Source organism: Corynebacterium comes (assembly GCF_009734405.1).
GTDB classification, from domain to species: domain Bacteria; phylum Actinomycetota; class Actinomycetes; order Mycobacteriales; family Mycobacteriaceae; genus Corynebacterium; species Corynebacterium comes.
This window is the reverse complement of sequence record NZ_CP046453.1, coordinates 2079173-2105898: the sequence shown is the minus strand read 5'-3', so window position 1 is coordinate 2105898 and position 26726 is coordinate 2079173. Positions and strand designations below refer to the sequence as shown.

The 26726-nt window shown below is 67.1% G+C and carries 25 protein-coding genes; 19 read left to right on the top strand and 6 right to left on the bottom strand.

What is annotated here, in order from left to right; all coding sequences use genetic code 11:
* The first annotated feature begins 99 nt into the window (after positions 1 to 99).
* The 7 genes from CETAM_RS10090 (at position 100) to CETAM_RS10060 (ending at position 8876) form a co-directional block, all read left to right on the top strand.
* A complete protein-coding gene (locus CETAM_RS10090) occupies positions 100 to 3294 on the top strand; it encodes a translation initiation factor IF-2 N-terminal domain-containing protein (RefSeq protein ID WP_407923923.1) in 3195 nt (1064 codons plus the stop codon).
* A gap of 192 nt (positions 3295 to 3486) precedes the next feature.
* Positions 3487 to 3792 (top strand): 50S ribosomal protein L21, encoded by a 306-nt coding sequence (gene rplU, locus CETAM_RS10085; protein WP_156228740.1) that lies wholly within the window; start codon positions 3487 to 3489, stop codon positions 3790 to 3792.
* Positions 3793 to 3809: 17 nt separating this feature from the next.
* Positions 3810 to 4076, top strand: coding sequence for a 50S ribosomal protein L27 (gene rpmA, locus CETAM_RS10080; RefSeq protein WP_156228739.1), 267 nt, complete (start codon positions 3810 to 3812; stop codon positions 4074 to 4076).
* A 108-nt stretch (positions 4077 to 4184) separates the two neighbouring features.
* Positions 4185 to 5702: a GTPase ObgE gene (gene obgE / locus CETAM_RS10075; RefSeq protein ID WP_156228738.1), complete on the top strand. Its 1518-nt coding sequence runs from the start codon at positions 4185 to 4187 to the stop codon at positions 5700 to 5702.
* Between the two features lie 35 nt (positions 5703 to 5737).
* Positions 5738 to 6967 carry a glutamate 5-kinase gene (gene proB, locus CETAM_RS10070; RefSeq protein WP_156228737.1) on the top strand — a complete coding sequence of 410 codons (1230 nt, stop codon included), beginning with the start codon at positions 5738 to 5740 and terminating at the stop codon, positions 6965 to 6967.
* Between the two features lie 14 nt (positions 6968 to 6981).
* The gene (locus tag CETAM_RS10065) at positions 6982 to 7896 is read left to right on the top strand and encodes a D-isomer specific 2-hydroxyacid dehydrogenase family protein (RefSeq protein WP_156228736.1); all 915 of its coding nucleotides are present in this window, start codon (positions 6982 to 6984) and stop codon (positions 7894 to 7896) included.
* 59 nt (positions 7897 to 7955) lie between these two features.
* On the top strand, positions 7956 to 8876 hold the full coding sequence (locus tag CETAM_RS10060) for a D-isomer specific 2-hydroxyacid dehydrogenase family protein (RefSeq protein ID WP_156228735.1): 921 nt from the start codon (positions 7956 to 7958) through the stop codon (positions 8874 to 8876).
* On the opposite strand, the gene CETAM_RS10055 is transcribed toward CETAM_RS10060, so the two are convergent.
* Positions 8873 to 10291 (bottom strand): HNH endonuclease signature motif containing protein, encoded by a 1419-nt coding sequence (locus CETAM_RS10055; protein ID WP_156228734.1) that lies wholly within the window; start codon positions 10289 to 10291, stop codon positions 8873 to 8875. The two genes, CETAM_RS10060 and CETAM_RS10055, sit on opposite strands and share 4 nt — an antisense overlap.
* Before the next feature lie 232 nt (positions 10292 to 10523).
* On the opposite strand from CETAM_RS10055, the gene CETAM_RS10050 reads away from it, so the two are divergent.
* The 8 genes from CETAM_RS10050 to CETAM_RS10015 all read left to right on the top strand — a co-directional run bounded on the left by CETAM_RS10050 (position 10524) and on the right by CETAM_RS10015 (position 17855).
* Entirely contained in the window at positions 10524 to 11801 is a 1278-nt protein-coding gene (locus tag CETAM_RS10050) for a glutamate-5-semialdehyde dehydrogenase (RefSeq protein WP_156228733.1), read from the top strand.
* Between the two features lie 115 nt (positions 11802 to 11916).
* Positions 11917 to 12774, top strand: coding sequence for a hypothetical protein (locus CETAM_RS10045; protein ID WP_156228732.1), 858 nt, complete (start codon positions 11917 to 11919; stop codon positions 12772 to 12774).
* On the top strand, positions 12771 to 13373 hold the full coding sequence (nadD, locus tag CETAM_RS10040) for a nicotinate-nucleotide adenylyltransferase (RefSeq protein WP_156228731.1): 603 nt from the start codon (positions 12771 to 12773) through the stop codon (positions 13371 to 13373). Before CETAM_RS10045 ends, nadD begins: the two co-directional genes overlap by 4 nt.
* A 99-nt stretch (positions 13374 to 13472) precedes the next feature.
* A complete protein-coding gene (gene rsfS, locus CETAM_RS10035; RefSeq protein ID WP_156228730.1) occupies positions 13473 to 13949 on the top strand; it encodes a ribosome silencing factor in 477 nt (158 codons plus the stop codon).
* 4 nt (positions 13950 to 13953) lie between these two features.
* Positions 13954 to 14676 carry a histidine phosphatase family protein gene (locus CETAM_RS10030; RefSeq protein ID WP_156228729.1) on the top strand — a complete coding sequence of 241 codons (723 nt, stop codon included), beginning with the start codon at positions 13954 to 13956 and terminating at the stop codon, positions 14674 to 14676.
* Entirely contained in the window at positions 14677 to 15495 is an 819-nt protein-coding gene (locus CETAM_RS10025; protein ID WP_156228728.1) for a DegV family protein, read from the top strand.
* A gap of 75 nt (positions 15496 to 15570) precedes the next feature.
* A complete protein-coding gene (locus CETAM_RS10020) occupies positions 15571 to 16218 on the top strand; it encodes a ComEA family DNA-binding protein (RefSeq protein ID WP_156228727.1) in 648 nt (215 codons plus the stop codon).
* The gene (locus CETAM_RS10015) at positions 16215 to 17855 is read left to right on the top strand and encodes a ComEC/Rec2 family competence protein (RefSeq protein ID WP_156228726.1); all 1641 of its coding nucleotides are present in this window, start codon (positions 16215 to 16217) and stop codon (positions 17853 to 17855) included. Before CETAM_RS10020 ends, CETAM_RS10015 begins: the two co-directional genes overlap by 4 nt.
* A gap of 56 nt (positions 17856 to 17911) precedes the next feature.
* Here the strand turns inward: CETAM_RS10015 and CETAM_RS10010 are convergent, their stop codons facing one another.
* Complete coding sequence (locus tag CETAM_RS10010; RefSeq protein ID WP_156228725.1) at positions 17912 to 18475, bottom strand: HdeD family acid-resistance protein; 564 nt, start codon at positions 18473 to 18475, stop codon at positions 17912 to 17914.
* A gap of 202 nt (positions 18476 to 18677) precedes the next feature.
* On the opposite strand from CETAM_RS10010, the gene holA reads away from it, so the two are divergent.
* Genes holA through CETAM_RS09995 form a run of 3 tightly spaced genes read left to right on the top strand, consistent with a single transcriptional unit; the run spans position 18678 to position 20675 of the window.
* Positions 18678 to 19631 carry a DNA polymerase III subunit delta gene (gene holA, locus CETAM_RS10005; protein WP_407923922.1) on the top strand — a complete coding sequence of 318 codons (954 nt, stop codon included), beginning with the start codon at positions 18678 to 18680 and terminating at the stop codon, positions 19629 to 19631.
* Between the two features lie 10 nt (positions 19632 to 19641).
* Positions 19642 to 20031 carry an ankyrin repeat domain-containing protein gene (locus tag CETAM_RS10000; protein ID WP_156228723.1) on the top strand — a complete coding sequence of 130 codons (390 nt, stop codon included), beginning with the start codon at positions 19642 to 19644 and terminating at the stop codon, positions 20029 to 20031.
* Entirely contained in the window at positions 20028 to 20675 is a 648-nt protein-coding gene (locus tag CETAM_RS09995) for a LysE family translocator (protein ID WP_156228722.1), read from the top strand. The genes CETAM_RS10000 and CETAM_RS09995 overlap by 4 nt, the downstream gene beginning before the upstream one ends.
* Before the next feature lie 38 nt (positions 20676 to 20713).
* Here the strand turns inward: CETAM_RS09995 and CETAM_RS09990 are convergent, their stop codons facing one another.
* From CETAM_RS09990 to CETAM_RS09980, 3 genes are all read right to left on the bottom strand, one after another.
* Entirely contained in the window at positions 20714 to 21955 is a 1242-nt protein-coding gene (locus tag CETAM_RS09990) for an IS30 family transposase (protein WP_456236823.1), read from the bottom strand.
* Positions 21956 to 22431: 476 nt separating this feature from the next.
* On the bottom strand, positions 22432 to 22695 hold the full coding sequence (gene rpsT / locus CETAM_RS09985; RefSeq protein ID WP_156228721.1) for a 30S ribosomal protein S20: 264 nt from the start codon (positions 22693 to 22695) through the stop codon (positions 22432 to 22434).
* Positions 22696 to 22907: 212 nt separating this feature from the next.
* Positions 22908 to 23504, bottom strand: coding sequence for a type II toxin-antitoxin system PemK/MazF family toxin (locus CETAM_RS09980; protein WP_156228720.1), 597 nt, complete (start codon positions 23502 to 23504; stop codon positions 22908 to 22910).
* Positions 23505 to 23647: 143 nt separating this feature from the next.
* Here CETAM_RS09980 and lepA point away from each other — a divergent pair, with 143 nt between their 5' ends.
* Positions 23648 to 25495 carry a translation elongation factor 4 gene (gene lepA / locus CETAM_RS09975; protein ID WP_156228719.1) on the top strand — a complete coding sequence of 616 codons (1848 nt, stop codon included), beginning with the start codon at positions 23648 to 23650 and terminating at the stop codon, positions 25493 to 25495.
* Positions 25496 to 25568: 73 nt separating this feature from the next.
* Here the strand turns inward: lepA and CETAM_RS09970 are convergent, their stop codons facing one another.
* Positions 25569 to 26726 carry an alpha/beta hydrolase gene (locus tag CETAM_RS09970; protein ID WP_156228718.1) on the bottom strand — a complete coding sequence of 386 codons (1158 nt, stop codon included), beginning with the start codon at positions 26724 to 26726 and terminating at the stop codon, positions 25569 to 25571.

Genomic DNA, 26726 nt, shown 5'->3' with positions numbered 1-26726 from the left:
AGACATCAACAGGACTTTGACGGCGACCCCTGTGCGGCGGCGGCGATCATCATTCGCCAGCGCCCGGGGAGTCGACCCACCACAACAACAGGAGAATCCGTGGCTGAATCCACCGAACCCACCGAGAACGCCAACGCAGGGAACGTCGAGAAGGACGCGCTGAAGAAGCGCCGCTCGACACGCAAGACCACACGCAAGACCACCCGCAGGGAACCCGCGCCGGAGAATGAGCAGCGCCCGGAGGCTGAGCTGCGCCCGGAGCTGGATCCCCTGCTGCTGGAGAACAAGGTGCGCGTGCACGTACTGGCCAAGGCGCTGGGCAGGACCTCGAAGGAGCTCGCGGAGACGGCCGCCGGGCTGGGGCTGAAGAAGGTCGCGCAGTCGACGCTCACCCCTCAGGAGGCACGTCAGATCGTCGAGGCGCTCCTGCCGCCCGTTTCACAGCCGGGGCAGGCGCCCACCCCGGAGCCGGAAACCGGCGAAGAGCCCCGGGACGAGGATGAGATCCGGACCCGTGTGCGCAAGAACGTGGCCAACGAAATCTCCCAGATCGAGGAGAGGGTCGACGCTGACCTGGCCGTGCTCGTGCACGAGCAGCCGGAGGATGAGCTGCTCGAGGACGTGACCCCGGAGATCACGCCGATGCCGACGGAGCAGCCCATCGTCGAACAGTTCGCACCGTTGTTCATGGCGCCCGGCACGGAGCCCGTGGCGGATGAGGCTGAGGAGGACGCGGACTCGAGCGCTTCCCGACGCCGTCGTCGTGGCCGCCGCGGCGTCGGCCGCGGCCGCGGTGCGGAGGAGCAGCAGGAACAGGACGCGATCGAGGACGAAGCCGAGGTCGCCGTCGAGATCGCGGTCGAGGTCGCAGACGAGGACGAGCAGGACGACGTCGATACGCAGGCGCACGAGGAGGAGCTTCCGGATGAGCCCGTCGCCCTCAAGGGCTCGACGCGGCTGGAGGCGCAGCGTCGCCGACGCACGGAGATGCGTGAGGAGGGGCGCCGCAAGAAGCACATCGTCTCCCAGGCGGAGTTCCTGGCACGCCGGGAGTCGGTGGCCCGCACCATGGTGGTCCGCGAACGGCAGCGGCACGATCACCCCGGTCTGGTGACCCAGGTCGGTGTGCTGGAGGATGACCTGCTGGTCGAGCATTTCGTGACCAGCGAGACGCAGGCCTCGATGATCGGCAACATCTACCTCGGGCGCGTGCAGAATGTGCTGCCGAGCATGGAGGCGGCGTTTATCGACATCGGCAAGGGGCGCAACGGTGTGCTCTACGCCGGTGAAGTCGACTGGAAGTCCACGGGCCTGGGTGGGCGCGGCCGTCGCATCGAGCAGGCCCTGAAGTCCGGCGACCAGGTGCTCGTGCAGGTGAGCAAGGATCCGGTGGGGCACAAGGGTGCGCGTCTGACCACCCAGATCTCGCTGGCCGGCCGCTACCTGGTGTACGTGCCGGGTGGGCGCAGCGCGGGCATCTCCCGGAAGCTGCCCGGGCCGGAGCGCAAGCGTCTCAAGGAGATCCTCGGCCGTGTGGTGCCCGGTCAGGGTGGCGCAATCATCCGTACCGCCGCCGAGAACGTGCCGGAGGAGGCCATCGCCGCGGACGTGGACCGCCTGCACCGTCTGTGGGAGGACATCCAGGACCGCGCGGACAGGGAGTTGAACGCCCGCGGCTCCAAGCCCATCACCATGTACGAAGAGCCGGACATGCTGGTCAAGGTGATCCGTGACCTCTTCAACGAGGATTTCACCTCCCTCACGGTCGACGGCGACCGTGCCTGGAACACCGTCCACGCCTACGTGAAGTCCGTCGCCCCTGATCTGCTGGACCGTCTTCAGCGTTACAACCGCAACGACAACGGCGGCCAGGACGCTTTCGAGCAGTACCGCGTGGACGAGCAGCTGCAGAAGGCACTCAACCGCAAGGTGTGGCTGCCCTCGGGGGGCTCGCTGGTGATCGACCGCACCGAGGCGATGATCGTCGTCGACGTCAACACCGGCAAGTTCACCGGCTCCGGCGGCAACCTCGAGGAGACCGTCACCCGCAACAACCTGGAGGCGGCCGAGGAGATCGTCCGCCAGATGCGTCTGCGCGACCTGGGCGGCATGATCGTCGTCGATTTCATCGACATGGTCCTGCCGGAGAACCAGGAGCTGGTGCTGCGCCGCCTCAAGGAGGCGCTCGGCCGGGACCGCACCCGCCATCAGGTTTCCGAGGTCACCTCCCTCGGCCTCGTGCAGATGACCCGCAAGCGCCTGGGCACCGGTCTGCTGGAGACCTTCTCCACCGAATGTGAGCACTGCAACGGCCGTGGCCTGATCCTGCACGAGGACCCGGTCGAGGAGCCGGTCGAGTTCGAGGACCGTCCGCGTCGTTCACCCGCGAAGCCCGAACCGGCGCCCACCCGCCACCCGGTGGTCGTGGCCATCAAGCGCGAGGATGAGGCCGTCGACATCGAGGAGCTCGCCGCAGCCGTGGTGATCACCCCCGATGAGGATGAGCAGGAGTCTGATTCCCGCCGCCGCCGTTCCCGCCGCGGCCGCCGCGGCACCAGCCGTGGCCGCGCAGCCGAGTCGCCGGAGGTGCTGGAGGTGCCTGAGGCGCCTGAGGTGCCGCAGGCCAGCGACATTGAGGCGATCGTCTCCGCCGCCATCGAACGTGCGGATGAGCTTGATCCGGAGGAGCCCTCCGGCGCCGACTACGTGCTGGCCGCGCGATCGGGTGAGAAGACCTTCCAGCAGGCGATGGCCGAGTTCGAGTCGTCCCCGCGCCGCCGCCGTCGCACCCGCGGTCACTCCCGCTCGGACCATCGCCCGAAGCCGGAGGATTTCCCCGGTTCCGCCGCCACCGGCCCGGTGGCCAAGGCGGAGGAGACCATGATCAAGGTCCAGGAAGAGCGCGAGGAGACGCCGACCGGCACCGAGCAGGCCTCATCCCGCAGCCGCGGTCGTCGCCGTGTCAGCCGCAGTGCCCGTGGCGAGCAGGCCCAGCAGGACCAGCAGGACCAGCAGGCCGGCCGGCCCGAGCCGCAGCAGCCGGTGGAGGACGTGGCGGAGGAGAAGTCGCACCGTAACAGCCCCTCGGAGGTCTCTTCCGGTGCGCCGACCCGCACCCGCGGACGACGACGTGCGGTACGCCGCACAACGACGGCAGCGGAGGAGGCTCCGCAGGTCAGGGATGAGGTCCGGGAGCAGCGTCCGGAGCGGAAGCAGGACGTGCCGGAGGGCGGCGTCGAGAAGCGGACGACGCGTGGCCGACGACGCGTGACCAGGCGCAGCAGCACCCGTTAACCGTGGTGGAGGGCGGTTTGTCTTTTGACCGCCCTACGCGGTAGTCTTTGACAGTCGCTGTTTTAGGGATATTGCGCCGCTGGATCTTAGCATGTCAAAGCGTGCCTGCAGACCCTGAAACGCAATGAAATACGTCCATTCAGGTGCGCGACCGCGTACCTGAGCCGAGTTTAGATAAGGGGTAACCCTCCTATGTACGCGATCGTCAAGACCGGCGGCAAGCAGTACAAGGTTGCCGAAGGCGACCTCGTCAAGGTCGAGAAGATCGAGGGTGAGCCGGGTGCGTCCCTGGCTCTCACCCCGGTTCTGCTCGTCGACGGTGCCAACGTAACGTCCAAGTCCGAGGACCTCGCCAAGGTGAGTGTCGCTGCGGAGATCGTCGAGCACGCCAAGGGCCCGAAGATCCACATTCTCAAGTACAAGAACAAGACCGGCTACAAGAAGCGCCAGGGTCACCGTCAGCCGCTGACGGTCATCAAGGTCACCGGAATCAAGTAAGCCAAGGAGGGTAACCAATGGCAACTAAGAAGGGTGCATCCAGCTCCAGCAACGGCCGCGACTCCGAGGCCAAGCGCCTCGGCGTGAAGCGTTTCGGTGGCCAGCAGGTCAAGGCAGGTGAGATCCTGGTCCGTCAGCGCGGCACCAAGTTCCACCCGGGCGAGAACGTCGGTCGCGGTGGCGACGACACTCTCTTCGCCCTGAAGTCCGGCGCTGTCGAGTTCGGTATCAGGCGCAACCGTCGTATGGTCAACATCGTCGAGAACGAGACCGTCGACGCGTAACAGCGTTGAAGCATATGGAGCCCGTCGCACCCCTTTGGGGAGCGGCGGGTATTCGTATTCCACAGGTAGAGTTGATTGCTACCTGAATCACAACAGAAGGAAGTCCCCATGTCCCGCTTCGTAGACCGCGTGGCACTGCACCTCACAGCAGGCGACGGTGGCCACGGCTGCGTGTCCGTCCATCGTGAGAAGTTCAAGCCGCTCGGCGGCCCCGACGGAGGCAACGGCGGGCACGGCGGTGACATCGTCCTCGAGGTGTCCCCGCAGGTGCACACCCTGATGGACTTCCACTTCCGTCCCCACATCAAGGCACAGCGAGGCACCAACGGCTCGGGTTCGCACCGCAACGGTGCCCGCGGCGAGGACCTCGTCCTCGAGGTGCCGGTGGGCACGGTCGTGATGTCGGAGAAGGGCCAGTTCCTCGCCGACCTCACCGTGCCCGGCACCCGCTTCATCGCCGCCAAGGGCGGTTTCGGTGGTCTGGGCAACGCGGCACTGGCTTCGAACAGGCGCAAGGCCCCCGGCTTCGCCCTCAACGGTGAGCCCGGCGAGCAGCACGACATCATCCTGGAACTGAAGACCATGGCCGACGTCGGCCTGGTGGGTTTCCCCTCGGCGGGCAAGTCCTCGCTGATCTCGGTGCTCTCGGCCGCGAAGCCGAAGATCGCCGACTACCCCTTCACCACCCTCGCGCCGAACCTGGGCGTGGTCAACGTCGGACACGAGTCCTTCACCATGGCTGATGTGCCCGGGCTGATCCCCGGCGCCTCGGAGGGCAAGGGCCTGGGCCTGGACTTCCTGCGCCACATCGAGCGCACCTCTGTGCTCGTGCACGTGGTGGACACCGCCACCATGGACCCCGGCCGCGACCCGATGAGCGACATCGAGGCCCTGGAGGCGGAGCTCGCCGCTTACCAGTCCGAGCTCGCCAGTGACGTCGGGTTGGGCAATCTGCGGGATCGTCCGCGCATCATCGTGCTCAACAAGGCCGACGTCCGGGAGGCGGAGGAACTGGCGGAGTTCCTCAAGGAGGACCTGGAGGAGAAGTTCGGCTGGCCGGTCTTCATCATCTCAGCGGTCACCCACAAGGGCCTGGACCCGCTGAAGTACAAGCTCCTGGAGATCGTCAAGAAGGACCGTCGCCGCCGCCCGAAGGTGGCACCGGACACCGAGCACACGATCATCCGTCCGCAGGCCGTCGATGCACGACGCCGCCGTGCACCCGAGTTCCAGGTCAAGGTGGACCCCGAGATCGAGGGCGGCTTCATCGTCACCGGCGAGAAGATGGAACGCTGGATCACCCAGACCGACTTCGAGAACGACGAAGCCGTCGGCTACCTCGCCGACCGACTCGCTGCGATCGGGGTCGAGGGTGCCCTGCTCAGGGCCGGCGCCCGCGAAGGGGCACACGTGACCATCGGTGACGTGACCTTCGACTGGCAGCCGTTGACCGGTTCCGGCATCGACCCGACTGTCGCGGGCCGTGGCCAGGACGCTCGCCTGCAGTCCACCGAACGCGTGTCCGCAGAGGAGCGCAAGCGTGCCTCGCAGGCACGTCGTGGACTCATCGACGAGCTCGACTACGGAGAGGGAGAGGTCGCCGCCCGCGAGCGCTGGGAGGGCTGACCCTGTTCGGGGGTGTGTCTGTAGACTGGGCAGACATGACGACACGCCCCCATGGACTGCCCCTGTCCCCGTACGAGAACCATGACGATGCCGCCGTCGGAGTGGATTTTCCTGCACCGGTCGTCGAGTCGGAGGGAAATCCGGCCTTCGGTCATGAATCGGAGATGCGCGAGCGGATCGCGCACGCGAAGAAGGTCGTGGTCAAGATCGGCTCCTCGTCGTTGACCAACGACGACTTCACGGTCGACCCCAACAAGATCAACCACATCGTCGACGCCCTCCAGGCGCGCATGTACAACTCGGACATCATCGTCGTCTCCTCCGGTGCGGTCGCCGCCGGCATGGGCCCACTCGGCCTGGTGCAGCGGCCCACGGATCTGGCGACGAAGCAGGCCGCCGCCGCCGTCGGCCAGGTCCACCTCGCCCACCAGTGGGGCAGGTCCTTCGCCCGCTACCACCGCACCATCGGCCAGGTGCTGCTGACCGCCTCGGACGCGGGGCGGCGTGACCGGGCGCGCAACGCCCAGCGCACCATCGACCGTCTGCGACAACTGCGGGTGGTGCCCATCGTCAACGAAAACGACACGGTGGCCACCTCCGAGTTCCACTTCGGCGACAACGACCGCCTCTCCGCGATCGTCTCCCACCTCATCAGTGCCGATGCCCTGGTCCTGCTCTCCGACGTCGACGGACTCTACGACCGCAACCCCGCCGAGCCCGACGCCCGGTTCGTCTCGGAGGTGCGCACCGGACATGACCTCAAGGGTGTCGTCGCCGGTGACGGCGGCCTCGTGGGCACCGGTGGCATGGCCTCGAAGGTCGCCGCCGCCCGTCTCGCCTCGCGTGGTGGCGTGCCCGTCCTCCTGACCTCGGCGGACAACATCGGCCCCGCGCTCGACGACGCCAGCGTGGGCACCGTGTTCCACCCGCGGGAGAACCGTCTCTCCGCCTGGAAGTTCTGGGCCCTCTACGCCGCTGACATCGGCGGCACGCTGCGTCTCGACGCCGGCGCGGTCACCGCCGTCACCGCCGGCGGCACCTCCCTCCTGGCGGTGGGCATCACCGCCGTGGAGGGTGAGTTCCAGGCCGGAGAGATCCTCGACATCATCGGCCCCGACGGCCAGGTCGTGGGCCGCGGTGAGGTGGCCTACGACTCGGACGTGCTGGTGGGCATGCTGGGCAAGCACACCGAAGATCTCCCCGAGGGGCAGCGTAGACCCGTCGTCCACGCCGACTACCTGTCCAACTACGCCTCACGCATCTAGGAGCGCATCAGAAGTTGAAGTTCACCATGTACCCCGGCGTCTGGGACCGGGTCATAGCCGAGGTCGAGGCCTCCGGACATGAGTTCACCACCGACCTGAACGAGGCCGAGTTCCTCATCTACGCCGGCGGCCGACTACCGGACCCGCTGCCGGCCAACATCGGCTTCGTACAGTTCGTGTTCTCCGGCGTTGACCGGCTCATCGACGCCGGCGTCATGCGCCCGGGCGGGGTCCGCTGGGCCAACGCCGCCGGTGTCTACGCCCGGCCGGTCGCCGAGATCGCGCTCACGCTGCTCCTCGCGCAGCTCCATCACGTCAAGGCGGCCTCCCTCGCAGGGTCCTTCCGCGCACGCGGCCCCATCGACGCCGCCCAGGGCTGGCTTTTCGACGCCACCACGGTGGCGATCATCGGCGCCGGCGGCATCGCCGACGCCCTGATACCCATGCTCCGTCCCTTCGGGGTGAAGGTGATCGCGGTGAATCGTTCGGGGCGCCGGGTGGAGGGCGCCGACGAGACCTTCCCCGTGTCCGAGGCCACCCACGTGTGGCGTGACGCGGACGCCTTTGTGCTGGCCATGCCGCTGACGGAGGAGACCGCCGGACTGGTGGATGCGGCGAAGTTCGAGGCGATGAAGAGCTCCGCGGTCGTGGTCAATGTGGGGCGGGGTGAGCTGATCGTCACCGACGATCTGGTCGCCGCCCTGCGCAACGGGGAGATCGCCGGTGCGGCCATGGACGTCACCGACCCGGAGCCGCTGCCGGACGGTCACCCGCTGTGGCAGCTGCCGAACTGCACCATCACCCCGCACATCGCCGCGACGGGCCGGATCGCGCAACGCATGATCGCACCGCAGATCATCGAGAACGCGGCGGCCTTCGCGGCGGGGGAGCGGATGCCCACCGAGGTCGACGTGGAACGCGGGTACTGACCGCGGGCTTTCCGGTAGCGTGGTGACACCAATCACCCCGAGACCTCGAGGAGCCCGCCGTGAAGTTCGCCTTCCAACCCCAGCAGTGGCCCGACGCCATCGCCGAGATCGAGGCGGCCGGGCACGAGTACGTCGAGAACGTGAACGACGCGGACTTCCTGGTCTTCAACGGAGGGCCGGACAAGTTCCCGGACCCCCTCCCGTCGAACATCCGCTACGTGCAGGCGGCGTTCGCGGGCGTCGACGCACTCTACGACGCCGGTCTCGTCCGCCCCGGCGATGTCCGCTGGGCGTGCGCCTCGGGGCTCTACGACGACACGGTCGCCGAATCGACCATCGGTCTCATCCTCGCCCAGATGCACATGCACAAGACCGTCACGCTGGCGAAGTCCTTCTCGGTGCGCCGGGAGATCGACGCGAACAAGCAGTGGCTCTTCGACGGCAAGACCGTGGCGATCATCGGCGCCGGCCGGATCGCCGCGAAGCTGATCGAGATGCTCCCGGTCTTCGGGGTACGCATCGTCGCCGTCACACGCTCCGGGCGTGACGTCCCCGGGGCGGACGAGTCCCATGCCATGGCGGACGCCGGCCACGTGTGGGGCACGGCGGACGTCTTCATCATCCTGGCCCCGCTCACCGACGAGACCCGGCACATGATCAACCGGGACGTGTTTGCGCAGATGAAGCCGTCCGCCGTGGTGGTCAACGTCGCCCGCGGCCCACTGGTGGACACCGACGACCTCGTGGAGGCCCTGCAGTCCGGTCAGATCGCGGGTGCGGCCCTGGATGTCACCGAGCCGGAGCCCCTTCCCGACGGCCACCCGCTCTGGGACATGCCCAACTGCGTGATCACCCCACACACGGCCAACACGTTCAGCATCATCCAGAAGCGCATGGGTGGGTTGGTCGTGGCGAATGCCGCCGCCTTCGAGGCGGGGGAGCGGATGCCCAACGAGGTGAATCTGGAGACCGGGTACTAGGCTGCTTCGTCTTCCGCGGATGGTCGATTCTGCCGTGCCCTGATCCGCGCTCCCCCTGATTCGGAGGCCGCCTGCGTCTCATTGAACCGTAGGGGTTGGCCGGGTCCGGCCCTCCGGCCGACTCTCCCGGTGACCGGGCACCGGTCGAGGTATCCTCTGCCGCCGGCACCGGTGCGCGAATCATCGTTGGCCGCGTGGTGCGGTGGGCACACGAGCATCAGGTTGATCAGGTCGGTGGGTCCGCCCTGGTCCCAGGCGGTGATGTGGTGGGCATCGTTGTGGACGGCGGCGGTGGTGCAGTCCGGGCAGCCGCACACCCCTTGAGCTGCGAACAACGCCAGCCGCTGGCTGAAACTCGCGGTGCGTCTGCCCCGACCCAGGGCCAGGGGCTGGCCCTCGGTGTCGTGGAGCACCATGGCGTCGAACTTCGCGGCACCCAGGCGCAGGATGTCCATCAGATTGAGGCGGTCACCGGTGTTGGTGGAGAACTCTGAGGTCGGGGAGAGGTTGTCGATGTCCTCGGCGGTGACGGACAGCAGGACCGAACCCATCCCGTGGCCGAGGGAGGAAGGTTGCGTGCCCAGGATGGTCATGAGCTGGTCCACGCGGCGTTGTCCCCGGGTCCGGGTGTCCTCCAGCTCCTCGTCGTCGAGGTTGGCGCCGGGACGCTCCCCCGGGGCCAGAGCCGCTTTCAGCGCGGCGGCGATGGCGGCCGGGAGCCGGCCGCGGATGGTGCAGGAGCCGTCGGCCTCGGGTTCACCGATGGTGAGGAAACGTCGGCGGTAGGCGGCGAGCAGGTCTGTCGCGCCTTTCTGGTTGGCCAGGGTGACCTGGCGTCGGAGCCAGGTGCGCAGGTCCTCCGGCCTTCGGTACCTGGCTTCACTCAGCGCGAGGTTGTAGAGCCGGCTGCGGTCAGGGTCGGCAGCGTCGGAGAGATCAGCCAGTTCCTGGTCGATGATGCGCAGGATCTCGGTGGACGCCTCCTTCGACTTACGCAGTGCCTCCTCCCGATCTTTCCGGGCCTTTTCCGCACGCTCGGCCTCCTCCTGCTCCCGGGCCCGGCGCTCTTCTTCCGTCTCCGCAGGCTCAGGGGGCGGGGGCGGGGGTGGTGGGCTGAACAATGAGGTGCCCGTGCGCAGCCTGGACCAGGCCTCTCGCCGGGAGATTCCCAGCTGCGCGGTGAGGTAGTCAATGGCGTGGGTGGATCCCACCAGCCGTCCCGCGTCGGCGGACTCCGCCAGCCAGGCGAAGGCGGCGTCGACACGCCCCCGGGCGACCAGCGCCTGTTCGAGTCGCTCGAACTCGCCCGCCACTTCGTCGAAGGACACGAGGGAGGGATCTGCCATGAGTGCGGAGAGCGAACTCATTCCGGCCTGGATCTGGTCGACCGCTTCCCCGACGTTCAGTCTGGTCATGACACCCCCTCGTTCATGTGTTCTACTTTATGGCCGCTCCGCCTAGACCACATCCATCTTTCGAACTAGTTTTCTATGTGTTGGTGGTGCCTGGCACGGTGGTGGCTCTCCCGGAGAGGGGGTGCCGTCATTCCGTCCCTTCGATCCGCGGGGCCGGGTCTGCCGTCGCGAAGTGCCCGGGGATGGTCCCGGCTCGCTGTTCGGTTCCGGTCGCTCAGGTACCCTCGTTGCCATGACTGATAGCCGTGCCATCGAACGTGAAGAAGTTCTGACCAAGGCCCGGGCAGCCAAAGCCGTCGCCCCGATCCTGGCTCAGCTGCCGACCTCCCGGAAGAACGAGATCCTGCTCGCCGCCGCCGACGCGCTGGTCGCCGCCACCGAGGACATCCTGAGGGCCAATCAGCAGGACATCGACTCCGGCCGGGCGGAGGGGATGGGCGAGTCGCTCATCGACCGCCTCAGCCTGGACACCGGCCGCATCGAGGGCATCGCCGGCGGGCTCCGGCAGGTCGCGAGCCTGAAGGATCCCGTGGGGGAGGTGCTCACCGGCGGTGTCATGCCCAACGGCATCCAGATGCGTCAGGTGCGTGTTCCCCTGGGCGTGATGGGCATGGTCTACGAGGCCCGCCCCAACGTCACCGTCGACGCTTTCGGCCTGGCGTTGAAGTCCGGCAATGTGCCCCTGCTGCGGGGTTCGCGCACCGCGAAGCACTCCAACGCCAAGCTCGTGGAGATCCTCCAGGACGTCGTGGAGTCCTTCGGCCTGCCGCGGGAGTCCGTGCAGCTGCTGCCCTGTGAATCCCATGACTCGGTCCAGGACCTCATCACCGCACGTGGCCTGGTTGACGTGGTCATCCCGCGCGGCGGTGCGCGTCTGATCGAGACGGTGGTGACCAATGCGACGGTCCCCGCCATCGAGACCGGCACCGGTAACTGCCACTTCTACATCGACGCCGAGGGCGACCTCCAGCAGGGCATCGCCATGATGCTCAACGGCAAGACCCGCCGTTGCTCGGTGTGCAACGCCACCGAGACCGTGCTTATCGACGCCGCGCTGTCCGCCGCCGACAAGCTCGCCATCGTCCATGCCCTGCAGACGGCGGGCGTCACCGTCCACGGCGACGTCGATGAGCTGGCGGCCTTCGGTGCCGAGGACATCCTCCAGGCCGACGACACCGACTGGGGCGAGGAGTACCTGTCCATGGACATCGCCGCCAAGGTCGTCGATGGTGTCGACGGCGCCATCGGGCACATCGCCCGCTGGACCACCGGCCATACCGAGGCGATCTCCACGCAGAACATCGTCACCGCCCAGAAGTTCGCCGATCAGGTCGACGCCGCGGCCGTGATGATCAACGCCTCCACCGCCTTCACCGACGGCGAGCAGTACGGCATGGGCGCGGAGATCGGCATCTCCACCCAGAAGCTGCACGCCCGCGGCCCCATGGCGCTGCCGGAGCTGACCTCCACCAAGTGGATCCTGCAGGGCACCGGCCAGACCCGCCCGTAGCCCGGGGGTGAAGGCCGCCGGGAATCCTGATTAGGGTGGCGCACGTACCAGCACCGACATAATGTTGCCTTGACATGAGGATCTGTTACTTTCCCCACGGATGAAGGCGGCACGCATGAGGAGACTGAGTACGTCCCTGGCGGCCACAGTGCTGGCGCTCGCTCTCACGCCTGTGCCCGGTGCTTCCGCAGCGCCGCAGCAGGAGTGCCCGGCGCTCGTGGTCCTGGCCGCCCGCGGCAGTGAACAGAACGAGGACCTCCGGCCGACCTCCTACAGCGATGCCTCGCCGTGGGTGTCCAACGGCTATGAGGAGAGGAACATCCGGGCCTTCCTGCACTTCGCGGAATCCCGCCACTACGCGAAGACCGGCGAATCCCTGCTGGCGGACGTCCAGGTGCTGGGGCTGGACGACACCGTCTATCCGGCGACTTTTCCCGTGCCCGCGTTGGCGGAGCAGGATGAGAATCTGGATCTGCCGGCGACCGCCGCACGTGTGGGTGGGATCCTGCAGCAGGAACCGGCCCATGTCATCGCACAGAAGGCGGCGGAGGGCCTGGTGGGAGGTCTGGAGTCCGGCCTCAACGGGACGATGGGTTATGTCGATGCCTGGGAGTCGGAGACGGGTTGCCACCCGGGTTATCTCCTCGTCGGGTTCTCGCAGGGGGCGGTGGTGCTGATCGCCCAGGAGCCGGAGCTGACGCGTAGGGGGCAGCTGGTGGGTTCGCTCTACTTCGGGAACCCGCTGCATGCGTTGGCGGCGGGGCGGGCGTCGGGAAGCAACGGCCTCAACTACTGCGCTGACGGTGACTACGTCTGCAACCTGACCCCCGGCGCGGCGCAGGCGGCCCTGAGGAACGGTGGCGGGGTGCACAACCGGTACTTCATGGACGTCGATGAGCAGCCCACGGAGAGTGACGGGCATGTCGCGGACAGGTTCGCGGAGTGGATCACCGGATATACTTCGCGGTCATGACTGAGCGCATTGGTGTCATGGGCGGCACCTTCGATCCGATCCACCACGGACACCTCGTCGCCGCGAGCGAGGTGGCGGCCCGTTTCGACCTGGATTCGGTCATCTTCGTGCCCACCGGGCAACCGTGGCAGAAGGCTGAGAAGAAGGTCTCGCTGGCGGAGGACCGGTATCTGATGACCGTGATCGCGACGGCCTCGAACCCCCGGTTCCGGGTCAGTCGCGTCGACATCGACCGAGGTGGGGACACATATACCATCGACACGCTCACCGATCTGCGCGCGCGTCACCCGAACGCCGAGCTGTTCTTCATCACGGGTGCGGACGCGCTGGCGTCGATCGTCACCTGGCGGGACTGGGACCGGATGTTCGAGCTGGCGCAGTTCGTCGGAGTCACCCGCCCGGGCTATGAACTCACCGAGGCGATGCTTCCCGAGGTACACCAGGAGCGGGTCCATCTCATCGACGTGCCGGCGATGGCGATCTCGTCGACGGACTGCCGTGAACGTTCCGCGGTCGGCCGACCCGTGTGGTACCTGGTGCCTGACGGGGTGGTGCAGTACATCGCGAAGAACGACCTCTACCGCACAACCCCCGCGTAGACTGAGACACCGGATAGTAGTACGACTAGGAAAAAGCGTGTCATCCGTGGGAAACTCAAGGGAGTTTTCTGCACCTTTACCTGAGAATAAGGACACTGTGTGACTGTTTCTGACGAATCCCGCCGACTGGCCACCATTGCGGCTCACGCCGCTGACGAGAAGCTGGGGCGCAACATCGCGGTAATCGACGTCTCCGACGTGATGGCCATCAGCGATGTCTTCGTCGTGGCCTCCGCCGACACCGAGCGACAGGTCGCAGCCATCGTGGAGGAGATCGAGGACGAACTCACCGCCGCAGGCGTGAATCCGCTGCGCCGCGAGGGCAACCGCGAGAACCGCTGGGTGCTGCTCGACTACGGCGGCGTCGTCGTCCACGTCCAGCGGGACGCGGAGCGCGAGTTCTACGGCCTGGACCGCCTCTACCGCGACTGCCCCCTCATCGAGGTCGAGGGCATCGACACGCCCGAGCGGCCGGGCACCTGGACCGAGGACGACGTGGACATCCGCAATGTCGCCTCCATCGACGAGATCCCGCTTGCGTCGGAGGCTCCGGGAGACGCGGAAGAGGAGTACTGACACCATGACCCGCCGCCTGATCCTGATCCGTCACGGACAGACCGATTACAACGCGACCCGTCGGATGCAGGGCCAGCTGGACACCCATCTGTCTGACCTGGGACGGGAACAGGCGGCCGCTGCCGGCGAGCAGCTCCTCAGTGAGAACATCACCCGCATCATCTCCTCCGACCTCTCGAGGGCGCACGACACCGCGAAGATCATCGGCGGGGTCCTCGGACTCGACGTCGCCACGGATCCCCGTCTGAGGGAGACCCACCTGGGCGAGTGGCAGTCGAAGACGGCGATGGAGGTGGACGAGGAGCTGCCCGGGGCTCGTGCCGCATGGCGGCACGACGCCACCTGGGCCCCGCCCGGCGGCGAGTCACGTGTGGCGGTCGCCGCGCGCGCCCGCCCCGTGATCGAGGAACTCATGGTCTCCTTCGACGAGTGGGACGACCACTCCGTGCTCATCGTCGCCCACGGCGGCACCATCTCCGCGCTGACCTGCAGCCTGCTGGGTCTGGAGGTGGGCCTGTACCCGATGTTCTCGGGTCTGAAGAACACCCGCCGTTCCCAGCTCACCGCGCGCCCGCGCTACCTGCCGGGCAGCCGGGACGCTCTCGACGACGTCTCCCACGGCGTCGAGTCCGGCAACGGAACCCCCGGCCTCGTCGGCGTCCCGGACTTCACCCCCGCGACCGTCGCTGACGCACAGTGGTACCTCGACGGATGGAACATGGGATAAATGCCGGTCCGCATCGTCACCGATTCCTCCGCCGGCCTGCCCGATGAGGTCGTCGAGGAGCTCGGCATCACCGTCATCGATCTGCACGTCATGCATGAGGGCGACGGCCCCGACACCTCGACCGCCGGCCTGTCCTCCCTGGAGCTGGTCGCCGCCTACGCCCGTCAGCTGGAGCGGGGCGGGGATGAGGGCGTGCTCGCCCTGCACCTGGCCAAGGAACTCTCCTCGACCTGGTCGGCGGCTGTCCAGGCCGCGGCGGTGTTCCCCGACGACCAGGTCCGGGTCGTGGAGACCGGTTCCGTAGGCATGGCGGTGGGCGCGGCGGCGATGACGGCCGCGAAGCTCGCCTCCGAGGGCGCGGATCTGGACACCTGCCAGGCCATCGCGGAAGATACCCTCCGCCGTTCCGCCACGTGGGTCTACCTGCACGGCATCGAGGACATGCGCCGATCAGGGCGGATCTCCACCACGACGGCACTGTCAGCGACCCTGTTGGCGACCAAGCCGATCCTGCAGGTCAAGGACGGGCGCCTGGAGCTGGTGGGCAAGACCCGCACCCAGCAGAAGGCGTTCACCCGGCTCATCGAGCTGGTCCTCGAGCGCGCAGGGGGCCGACCCGTGTTCGTGGCCATCCAGCACCATGACGCTGCGGAACCCGCCGGGCAGCTGGAGGACATGTTGCAGGAGGTGCTCGCTGAGGGGTCCAGCATCATGACCCTGCCCATGGAATCCACCCTCGCGGTGCACACCGGTCCCGGCGCCGTCGGCGTGTCTGCCGTGTTCATGTCCCGCCCCGAGGATCCGTCCCCAGTTTGGTGATAGGTGGACAAAGTTGTCCACAGGTTGAGGCGCTGACGCTGTTTCCGGCAGGTTTCCGGCCCTAAGTTCAGGGCCATGAGCCCGCTGAACCGACTCAAGGACCTCACCCGCCCCACCGGCGAAGAAGAGCTTCTCGACGTCGCCTACCCCGCCCCCCGCCTCCACCTCACCCTCCGGCACGCCGCCTTCGCCGCGGTGGCGGTGGTGCTGCTCGTCGCCGGGATCGTGGCGATCCAGGCCGGCCGGGCGGACACGTCGTCGTCTCCTCAACCAGAGTTCCCTGCCGTGACGCGGACCTCGACGGAAGCCGAGAGCGGCGATCTCGTCGTCTCCGTCGTCGGCGCGGTGGCAGGTCCCGGCCTGGTCACGCTCACTCCGGGTGCCCGGGTCCACGATGCCCTCAGCCACGCACAGCCTCTGCCCGGAGCGGACCTCCTCTCACTCAACCTGGCGCAGCGTCTCACCGACGGCCAACAGCTGGTCGTGCCGGTCGTCGGTGAACCCGCCGCGCCTGAGGCCCCGACCGGTGGCGGGGGAGTGTCGCTCAACTCGGCCTCGGTGACCGAACTGACCACCCTGCCGGGCATCGGTCCCGCCACCGCGGCCGCGATCGTCGCCCACCGCGAGAGCACCGGCGGGTTCTTAAGCATTGAGCAGCTTCTCGACGTCAAGGGCATCGGCCCCGCCAAATTCGAGGCCCTGCGCGAGGCAGTCACCCTGTGAGTGAACTGCGGCTCGTTCCGGGGGCGGTGGCCGTGTGGGCGCTCACGATCATCCTGCTCCTGACCGGTTCTGCTGTCTGGGCAGGGCTGGCTCTCCTGGCCGGGAGCCTGGTGCTCGCGTGGTGCAGACAGGCCGGGCAGGCCCTGCTTTTCGGGGTCCTCGGCGTGTGCGCCATCGCGTTGACCTGGTGGCGCCAACGCCTGGCCGCGGCCTGGACACCTCCGTCCCGCCTCCTGGGCACGGTGTCCGGTTCCCCGGTCGAGGTGGAGTCCGGCGGCCACCTCGTGCGTATCGACGCCCCCGGCCATCCCGCACCCCTGCCGGTGTTCACGGATCTCGACGGACGTGACCTGCCGGCCGGTTCCCACGTGGTGGTGGAGGTGAACTGGTCGGCCACCGACCGACCCGGGTTAGGGGCGCTGGTGGGGAACGGGGAACTGCAGGTGTCGGCCGATCCGCACGGGATGGACCTGGTGGCATGGACGGTCCGGCAGGCCCTGCGGGGGACGGTGGACCAGACGGTGGGGGAGGCCTCCCGGGGTCTGGTCCCCGGCATGGTGCTCGGCGACGTCTCCGCCCAGACGTCTGCGGAGCGGCAGCTCTACATCGACACCGGCCTCTCGCACCTGAGCGCCGTCAGCGGGGCGAATGTGGCGATCGTGACCACGGTGGCGGTCATCGGCTGCCGGTTGCTCACCCTCGGACCGCGCGTGCAGGTGGCGGCGGCGACGGTGGCGCTGCTCGGTTTCGTCGGCCTGGTGGGCACCGAACCTTCCGTCCTGCGGGCCGCGTTGACCGGCCTGGTGGGGCTGCTGGCTGTTCTGGGTTCCAGCCGGATGGAGCCGATCCACGGCCTGTGTCTGGCGGTGATCGGGCTGGTTCTGTGGGATCCGGACCTTGCGGTGTCCTATGGTTTCGCCCTGTCCGTGGCGGCGACCGCCGGGATCATCGCGCTCCATCCGCTGCTCTACCGTCCGCTGGCGCGTACCCGGCTGCCCGACATCTTCGTCCGGGCCCTGGCCGTGGCTGTCAGCGCGGACATCGTCACCATGCCCATCATCGCGCTCATGGCGGGCGAGGTGTCGGTGGTGTCCGTCCTGGCGAACGTGATGGTCGCCCCTGCGGTCGCGCCCGTGACGCTGCTCGGCCTGCCGGCGGCGGGTCTCGCTCTGCTGCCGGGTCCGCTGGCCTGGCTGCCCCTGAAACTCCTCGAGCCGTGCACCTGGTGGATCCACACCGTGGCCGCGTGGTGCGCCGGTCTCCCCCTGGCCACGGTGTCGGCCGACCCGGTGTGGGTGCTCGTCGCCTATGGCTGGATCATCGCGGGACTGGTGGGCGGGCACCCCTGGAAGACGCTGGTCCTGGTGACGGCGTGGTGGGTGTGGAGCACGGACCTCACCTCCCCGCCCGCCGAGGTGCCGTTGGAGAGCCTGCAGCTGCATGTGGTCGACGAAGTGGAGGAGGTGGATCGCGCCCCGCCGGGCACGCAGGTGATCATCGTCCGTGATCCGACGGGCAGTCCCGCCGATCGGCCGAGCATCACCCGCGATCGCGTACCCGTCCTCTTCCCGCACCGGGACGGTGTGGTTAGCCTGCACGTCGACGGCACCCAGCACGCACGCGACGGCAGGTTCTAGTCAGCCGCCTGCCCCTGCGGGCAGCCTGGGGTGGGCATCTGTGCCCGGGACCCTGGTCAGCGCTTCCGGCCGGTGATGGCACGGACCACGTTGAGGGCACCGAGGACGACCAGGGAGATCCCGAGGTACCACCACAGGAACACCGCCCCCCACACCAGGCTGCTCAGCAGGAAGAATCCGGCGACAACCGAGAGGACCGCGAACACGACCGTGAGAAGCTTCGAAGCCGACTCGTCGAGTGTGAACAGCGACGCGAGCCCTTCCATGATCCACATCATGCCGACCATCGCCGTCAGGAACAGGGCGAGGAACACCGCGGACTGCTGCAGGGAACTGAAGGCGTACACGCCGGCAAGGATGTACAGGAGACCGAGAAGAACGTGCCCGATGCGTCCCCCGGCGCCCAGGCTCCTGGAGAGGACCCCCATCGCGACGTAGGCGATGCCGGAGATGATCGCGTAGCCACCGATGACACCGGTCAGGGCGACGGCGGTCTTGGTCGGCCAGACCAGCACGGCGAGGCCGAATCCCACGGCCGCCAGGCCGCCGATCAGCAATGCGAGCCGAGCTCCCTCGGCAGGTGTGGAGGTGACGGGCGGAGAAGCGGTGGCTGTGGTCATTTCTGGGTCCCTGGTGTCAGAGGAGAGTGGACGGGGTGTGTGGCAATACCTAGTTCTACCAGCAGTTTATCGGCCAGAAGGTGACATTATCGGGTTTATCAGGGCAACAAATGGTGAACAGGAATGTCTCGATCTGCCCTGAGTGTCCGGGTGAGAGCGGCCCCCGAAGCCCGGTTGCGGGCTGTCTCCTAGGATGGTCTGCATGCCAGTGGCCCCCGTACACCTCATCGTCGGCGAGGAAGAACTGATCACCGAGCGCACCCGCCGCGCCATCCTCGACGCCATCCGTGCCGAGCTCCCCGGCGGCGCCGAGCTGGAGATCACCACCCTGCGTGCCTCCGAACTCGACGGACCCGTGCTCATCGACGCCACCAGTCCCTCCCTGTTCGGCGAGGACCGCGTCGTCGTGGTCACCCACACCGAACTGGCGGGCAAAGAGCCGGTCGACCTGCTGCTGAGGACCTGCCGGGACGTCGCGCCCGGGATCCACCTCATCATCCAGCACACCGGTGCGGGCAGGCAGAAGGCGATGCTGCCCAAGCTCCGGAAGCTGGCGGAGGTCCACGCCGCCGATCCGCTCAAGTCGGCGGCCAGGCCGGGCTGGGTGACCAATGAGTTCCGGTCCCACGGTGTGCGACCCACCCCGGACGTCGTGCATGCGCTGCTCGAGGGCGTGGGTTCGGATCTGCGTGAGCTCGCCTCCGCCGTCTCACAGCTCGTCTCCGACACGGACGGGGACGTCACGGTCGCCGCCGTACGCGCCTATCACGAGGGTGTCGCCGAGGTGTCGGGTTTCGACATCGCCGATCTCGCGGTCACCGGACAGACCGCCCGTGCCGTCGCCAGCACCCGCCGCGCCCTCCAGCTGGGCATGCACCCTGTGGCACTGACCACCGCCCTGAGCATGAAGGTCGCCGGCATCGCCCGCCTGTACTCCACCCGCACCACCAACTGGAACGCGATGGCCGGCAGCGTCGGAATGCCGCCGTGGTTGGCGGAGAAGACCTCCAAGGTGGCCCGCCGATGGTCGGGCGACGCCGTCTCCCAGGCGGTGATCCTCATGGCGGAACTCGACGCAGAGGTCAAGGGGCAGGGCGGCAACCCCGAATACGCTATCGAGAACGCGGTGCGTCGGATCTCCGAGCTGGCGGGTTAAACTCTCCGGCATGACCGAGATTCCCAGCGACGTACGTGAACTTGCCACCCGGCTCTTCGAGATGGCACGCAACGGAGACGACACCCTCGTCCAGTACATCGACAACGGTGTCAGCCCCGACCTGAGCAACGAGGACGGCAACTCCCTGCTCATGCTCGCCGCCTACTCCGGCCACGAGAACCTCGTGGGGGCGCTGGCGGAGCGTGGCGCGGACGTCGACAAGCAGAACAACCGCCGTCAGACGCCGCTGGCGGGTGCGGTGTTCAAGAAGTACGGCGCGGTCGTCGACAGGCTCGTCGCGGCGGGTGCGGACCCCCATGCCGGAGCGCCCTCCGCCGTGGAGACCGCCCGCTACTTCCAGCTGACGGAGATGCTCGACCGGCTCGGCGTGGAGGGATGACCCCCGCCCAGTGGGGCACACTGCTCGTCCTCAACATCGCGGGAGCCGCCTCCCCGGGGCCTGACATCCTGCTGATCACCCGCACCGCCACCCGGTCGCGTAGGCACGCTCTGGCCACGGTCCTGGGCATCCAGATCGGCGTGATGTTCTGGTGCACTCTCACCGTCCTGGGTTTCGCCGCCCTGCTCAACGCCTTTCCCGCGCTGCTGGGATTCCTCCAGCTCATCGGCGGCGGGTGGCTGGTGTGGATGGGCCGCGGCATGATCCTCGGTGGCCTGCGGGAACGGGAGAACCCGCCGGCCGATCTTGAGGAGGCCGCCGCACGCCTCGGTAGGATGCGCCATGCTTTCCGGCAGGGACTGGCCACCAACCTGTCCAACCCGAAGATCGTGCTGTTCCTCTCCGCCCTGATCGCCCCCCTGCTGCCGGCCTCCCCGTCGGCGCTGCTCGCGGCAGGTGTGGTGGGGATGCTGTCTCTCTCGTCCTTCATCCTCCAGGTCGCCATCGCGCTGATGGTCTCCACCCCGGCGATGCGTCAGAAGTTCCTGCGTGCCGGCCCCTGGATCGACATCGTCTCCGGCGTCTTCTTCATCGTGGCGGGCTCGGTGCTCGCCTTCAACGGGCTGGTCGACCTGGTGGGGTAGAGGGGGGCGGATTCTAGGGGTCGTGGCAACACCGGTGGTTAAGTAGCTTCGATTAGATCACGGAACACCTCCGCCGGTGTCCGGTATCCCAGAGTTTTCCTCGGCCGACCATTGAGCTGCTGCGCCACAAACTCCAGATCCGCAGCCGAGTGCACCGACAGGTCACTGCCCTTGGGGAAATACTGGCGCAACAGCCCGTTGGTGTTCTCGTTACTGCCACGCTGCCAGGGGCTGGCCGGATCACAGAAATACACCTGACACCCCGTCGCCACCGTGAATCTCTTGTGCCCGGCCATCTCACTACCCTGATCCCAGGTCAACGACCCCTGCAGATGCTTCGGCAACCTCGGAATCGTGGCCTTGAGTCCGGCCAGCACCGCTTCCGCATCATGGGCCCCAGGAAGGTGAACCAGCATGACATACCGGCTGGTGCGTTCCACGAGTGTGCCGATCGCGGTTTTGTTGTACGCCCCGGTGATCAGATCCCCCTCCCAGTGACCTGGGACTGCACGATCGGCGACCTCCGCCGGCCGGTTGCTGATCATGACCATGTCGTCGACGAAACGTCTCGTGCGTTCCTGAACTCCACTACGTGGTTTCCTGGTGGCTCTGCCCTGACGCAGACACTCCTGCACCTGACGTTTCAGCCCCCCTCTGGCCTGCAGATACAACGCCTGGTAGATCGTTTCATGACACACATGCCACCTCTTCTTCTCCGGATGGTGCAACCGTAACCACCCGGCGATCTGCTGAGGAGACCACCGCAGTGTCAGCTTCTCCTGGATCACCGCCTGTAGCTGCCCGTCCGCCGCGATGACCGCCTGTTTCGGACGCAACCGTCTCGCAGTGGCCTTGCGTTGGGCGGCCAGCGGGGCATACGGACCCGCGGCGGTGTGATTGCGGCGAAGCTCCCTCGAGATCGTCGACGCGGACCTGCCCATCATCCGGGCGATCGTGCGCACACCGTGACCGACTTTATGCAGGTCAAAGATGTGCTCGCGGTCGATCAGGGACAGATACCTGCTGCTGATCTCACGGTAGGGATCGATCAGCGGTGATGCTGCCGGGGTGGGTGCACGGCCAGGTTCGATGACATCAACAGCAGTCAGCAGGGTAGTCATCAATTGGTTATAGGTCACCGCGTCCGGGCCCTGGGGGATGAATCGCACTCTGGGCCCGGTTTTCGGTTTGACCAGGCCCTTGTCGTAGTCCTGTGCGGTACTGATGTTGATGTTGCAGGCGACGGCGGCGTCCTTGCAGCTGAGGGCGGATTGACGCAGCAGCAGGTAGGTCACCCGGCGGGTGGTGGTGGCATCCCCGCGCGGTACTTTCCTGGGGTGGTGGACACCAGCCTGGGTCGCGGCATGGAAGAGGACGCTGAGGCTGATACCGCACCGGTCGGCGGCTTGGCTCAGCGAGCTACCTGCGGCGACCATGGTCACGGCTCGGGCCAGTGCCTGCTGATCGGTCCGGGGGTGGTGTCCGAAGCCGAGGGTGTGGGCGTAGTTGAGTGCGTGACCGTAGTTCAGTCCCAGCTCGCTGGCGGCGTGGAGCACGCTGGCACCGTGGCGTAGCTGGTCGGTCAGGGCCTGTTTATCCGTATCGGACAGTGAGTGGAAAGGACGGTGGGTGGTCATGAGGGTTGCTCCCTGCAGGTGACAGGGCGTTGCAACGACCACTCGAATTCAAGGGGGCGTCGGAAAGCAGAAAACCCGGTCTCCCGCGAACGGGGAGACCGGGTGTCAGCAGAAGGGGCTCAGCCCATCTTGTTGAAAGCCAGGGCCAGAGCGGACTTCTTGTTGGCGGCGTTGTTGCGGTGGAACACGCCCTTGGTCACGGCCTTGTCCAGGGCGCGGGAAACGGTGCGCAGCTGGGCCTCGGCGGCGGTCTTGTCGCCGGCCTCGAGAAGCGCGCGGAACTTGCGGACCTCGGTGCGCACGGAGGCGCGCACCATCTGGTTGCGCAGGCGGGCCTTCTCGTTGGTGAGGATGCGCTTCTGCTGGGACTTGATGTTTGCCATGAAAATACCTCTTGGGGTTGTAAGAATTCGGTGTCGGTAACCCACCAGCGGACATGTCCCGCGGCTGTGAGGCCACTCGGCGTCGGTGTTCGAAAAGCGGACGCAAGGTCCTGCCCGCCCCGACCGACGCGCCCGGAAGTGAATAACAGAGACATCTTAGCAATCCGACCAGCGGAAACCCAAACCGCTGCCCCGCGGAAGGCGGGGAACCGTCAGCCCCAGTGGTAGTGGTTGCGCAATCGGGTGGCGATGCGGTCGAAGCGACGCTGGGGGAACAGCGCGCCCTGGCGCCGTACCCCCTGCTCGGAAACCTCCAGGACGCGGTCGAGGCGGACCCAGCACTGGCGGCCGGCGGGGTCCCACTCGCCGGCGCCGATCTCCAGCCAGGACTCCGCGCCCGCGTGCCTGGGGTTGGGGGAGATGAGCAGGCCGATGATGGTGTGCCGGTCCCGTCCGACCACGAGCATGGCGCGCTCGCGGGGAGGGCATTCCGGCCCGTCGGAGGGCGCCCAGATCCACACGACCTCGCCGGGCTCGGCCTGCCCGTCCATGTCCGGCGCGTAGTAGATGTTGCGGCTCATCCGCTCGGTGGCGTCGACCCGGATGTTGTAGGCGGCGGCACGGGCGGCCTCGGGCTGTTGGTCGACGTACAGGCCGAGGCGCTCGTTGATGCGGTTGAGCCCGTGGTCGAGCGGGGAGCCGTTCGGGCCGAAGAAGAAGAAGCGGAGCCGGTCGGCGAATCTGGGGCGGTCGGTCGTGGGCAGCGCTGGACGGTGAACCCCCCTGGGGCCGTGACCGGTGGTGCCCATGTGACTATCCTGTTCTCCCGCAGAATGAGTTTGTGTTGTTCCAGTGTAGTGAACGGGTACGCCATCGGGCTAGGCCACTTAAGTATTGGGCCTGACTTGGGTAGAGTGGGGAAGTCTTATCAGAAGGGAACCGCCACCACACCATGCCGAAGAATTTCGCAGAGAAGACGTTCACCGATCCGACCAGGATCCGGAACTTCTGCATCATCGCGCACATCGACCACGGCAAGTCGACGCTCGCGGACCGCATTCTGCAGTTGTCGAAGGTCGTCGATGCGCGCGACATGCGTGAACAGTACCTCGACAACATGGATATCGAGCGTGAACGCGGTATCACCATCAAGGCGCAGAATGTCCGCCTGCCGTGGGTGCCGCGCACCGGCCCCCACGCCGGTGAAGAGATCGTCATGCAGATGATCGACACGCCGGGCCACGTCGACTTCACCTATGAGGTCTCCCGCGCACTCGAGGCGTGTGAGGGCGCGATCCTGCTTGTCGACGCCGCGCAGGGCATCGAGGCACAGACCCTCGCCAACCTCTACCTGGCGATGGAGAATGACCTGGAGATCATCCCGGTCCTCAACAAGATCGACCTGCCGGCCGCCGATCCGGACAAGTTCGCCCTGGAGATCGCCAACATCATCGGCTGCGAGCCGGAGGACGTGCTGCGCGTCTCCGGTAAGACCGGAGAGGGCGTCGAAGCCCTGCTGGACAAGGTCTGTGAGCTCATTCCGGCACCGACCTCCGACTTCGGTCCGGAGGCGCCCGCCCGCGCCATGATCTTCGACTCCGTCTACGACACCTACCGCGGTGTGGTCACCTACATCCGAATGGTGGACGGCAAGCTGAAGCCGCGTCAGCGCATCAAGATGATGTCCACCGGTACGGTCCATGACCTGCTGGAGATCGGCATCGTCTCGCCGACCCCGAAGAAGTGCGACGGCCTGGGTCCGGGTGAGGTCGGCTACCTGATCACGGGCGTCAAGGACGTCCGCCAGTCCAAGGTCGGCGACACCGTCACCTGGGCGGAGAAGGGGGCCGAGGACGCCCTGCAGGGTTATGCCGAGCCGAAACCCATGGTGTACTCGGGCCTGTTCCCGATCTCCCAGGGTGATTTCCCGGCCCTGCGCGAGGCACTGGAGAAGCTCCAGCTCAACGACGCGTCTTTGAGCTGGGAGCCGGAAACCTCCGTGGCCCTGGGCTTCGGTTTCCGCTGCGGCTTCCTCGGCCTGCTGCACATGGAGATCACCCGCGACCGCCTGGAGCGCGAGTTCGACCTGGACCTGATCTCGACGGCCCCGTCGGTGGACTACCGTGTCGTCGCCGAAGACGGCTCCGAACACCGTGTGCACAACCCGTCCGACTGGCCGGGCGGCAAGCTGCGGGAGATCTACGAGCCCATGGTCAACCTCACCCTCATCGTGCCGAGCGAGTTCGTGGGCACGTCGATGGAGCTGTGCCAGACGAAGCGCGGCACCATGAAGAACATGGACTACCTCTCCGAGGACCGCGTCGAGTTGCGCTACTCCATCCCCTTGGGTGAGATCATCTTCGACTTCTTCGACATGCTCAAGTCCCGCACCAAGGGTTACGCCTCCATGAACTACGAGCCCTCCGCCGAGCAGCCCGCCGATCTGGTCAAGGTCGACATCCTGCTGCAGGGGGAGCCGGTGGATGCGTTCTCGGCGATCGTCCACAAGGACAACGCCCAGTGGTACGGAAATAAGATGACCAAGAAGCTCCGCGAGCTCATCCCTCGCCAGCAGTTCGAGGTGCCCATCCAGGCCGCCATCGGCTCGAAGGTCATCGCGCGCGAGAACATCCGTGCCCTGCGCAAGGACGTCCTGGCCAAGTGCTACGGCGGCGACATCTCCCGTAAGCGCAAGCTGTTGGAGAAGCAGAAGGCCGGCAAGAAGCGCATGAAGAACATCGGCTCCGTGGAGGTTCCGCAGGAGGCATTCGTCGCGGCGCTGTCCACGGACGAGAACTAGCCGCACGCAGGGAAGTCGCGGCCACCAGCCGGAGAGGGCTGGTGGCCGCGACTTTTCGCTTTCCCGGGAGCGGTTAAAGCAGTGCCGGTTTGATGTGGGCCCAGGCGGCGGGGAGCTGCTCGCGGAAGGTGTGCCAGTCATGGGTGCCGGTCTCGGCGTAGTCCACCTTGTGGCCGGTGTAGCCGCGTTCGGTCATGGCGTCGTCGAGAAGCCGCGTGCATTCCAGCGAGCTGCGCTCGAGCGCCGCACCGGAGGACATGTCGAACCAGTTGTTGTTGGCGTAGTTGGCCACGTCCTCAGGGGCGAAGGCGCCTGTGGCGGCCGAGAGGTAGACCCTCTGGTTGCGCAGGCCCTCGGGGTTGCCCACTGTGTCGTGGTAGATCCAGCGCTCGCTGCCGTAGGGGCCGTAGAGGTTGTCCAGATTTCCACCGCGGGTGGTCACGGTCAGGTGGGCGTTCTGACGCCCGATCGGATCCATGGGGGAGTAGCAGCCCGAGAGGCCGAAAACAGCCTTGAAGAGATCGGGGTGCTTGTTGGCGATGTGCACCGCACCGGTGGCGCCCATGGAGAGGCCGCCGATGCCGCTGTTGCCGGTGGTACCGAGCTCCCGCTTGACCAGGGGCGCGAGCTCCCGGGTGATGAAGGTCTCCCACTGATGGCGGCCCAGAGAGGGATCGTTGCGCTGCCAGTCGGCGTACATGGAGGCCTGGGCCTGGGTGGGCAGAATGAGGTGGATGTTCTCGTCGCCGAACTGCGTGTGGGCGTCGCCGGTGCCCAGCCACCAGTTGTCGCGCGGGGCGCCGACGCCGTCGAGCAGATAGAGCATGGGGGTGTTGGCGGTGGGGTCGGCCGCGCGCACGATCTGCACCTCGACGTTGCGTTTCATCGACCAGGAGGCGATCGTCCAGCGCTCCTGTCGCAGCTCGGCGTTCTCCACCTGCTTGTTCAGGAGCTTCGTCTCCGTGATTCTCTCGTCCAGCGGGAGGTTGATGCCGCCGAAGCTGCTGCCGGGGACGCTGCTGACGGGTACCTCGGAGGAGCCGAAGCTCTCGAGCAGGGAGAGGGTGGAGTTGATGGCGTTGCCGGAGGAGGTGGGATCGGCATTCGAGCTGACCACGGCCTCTTCCAGGGCGCTGCCGGTCAGGGACTGGGCGGCGGCGGGAGAGGCGAGACCAAGGCAGAGTCCAGTGACAGCAGTTAACGCAAGGGACAGTTTAGGAATACGCGACAT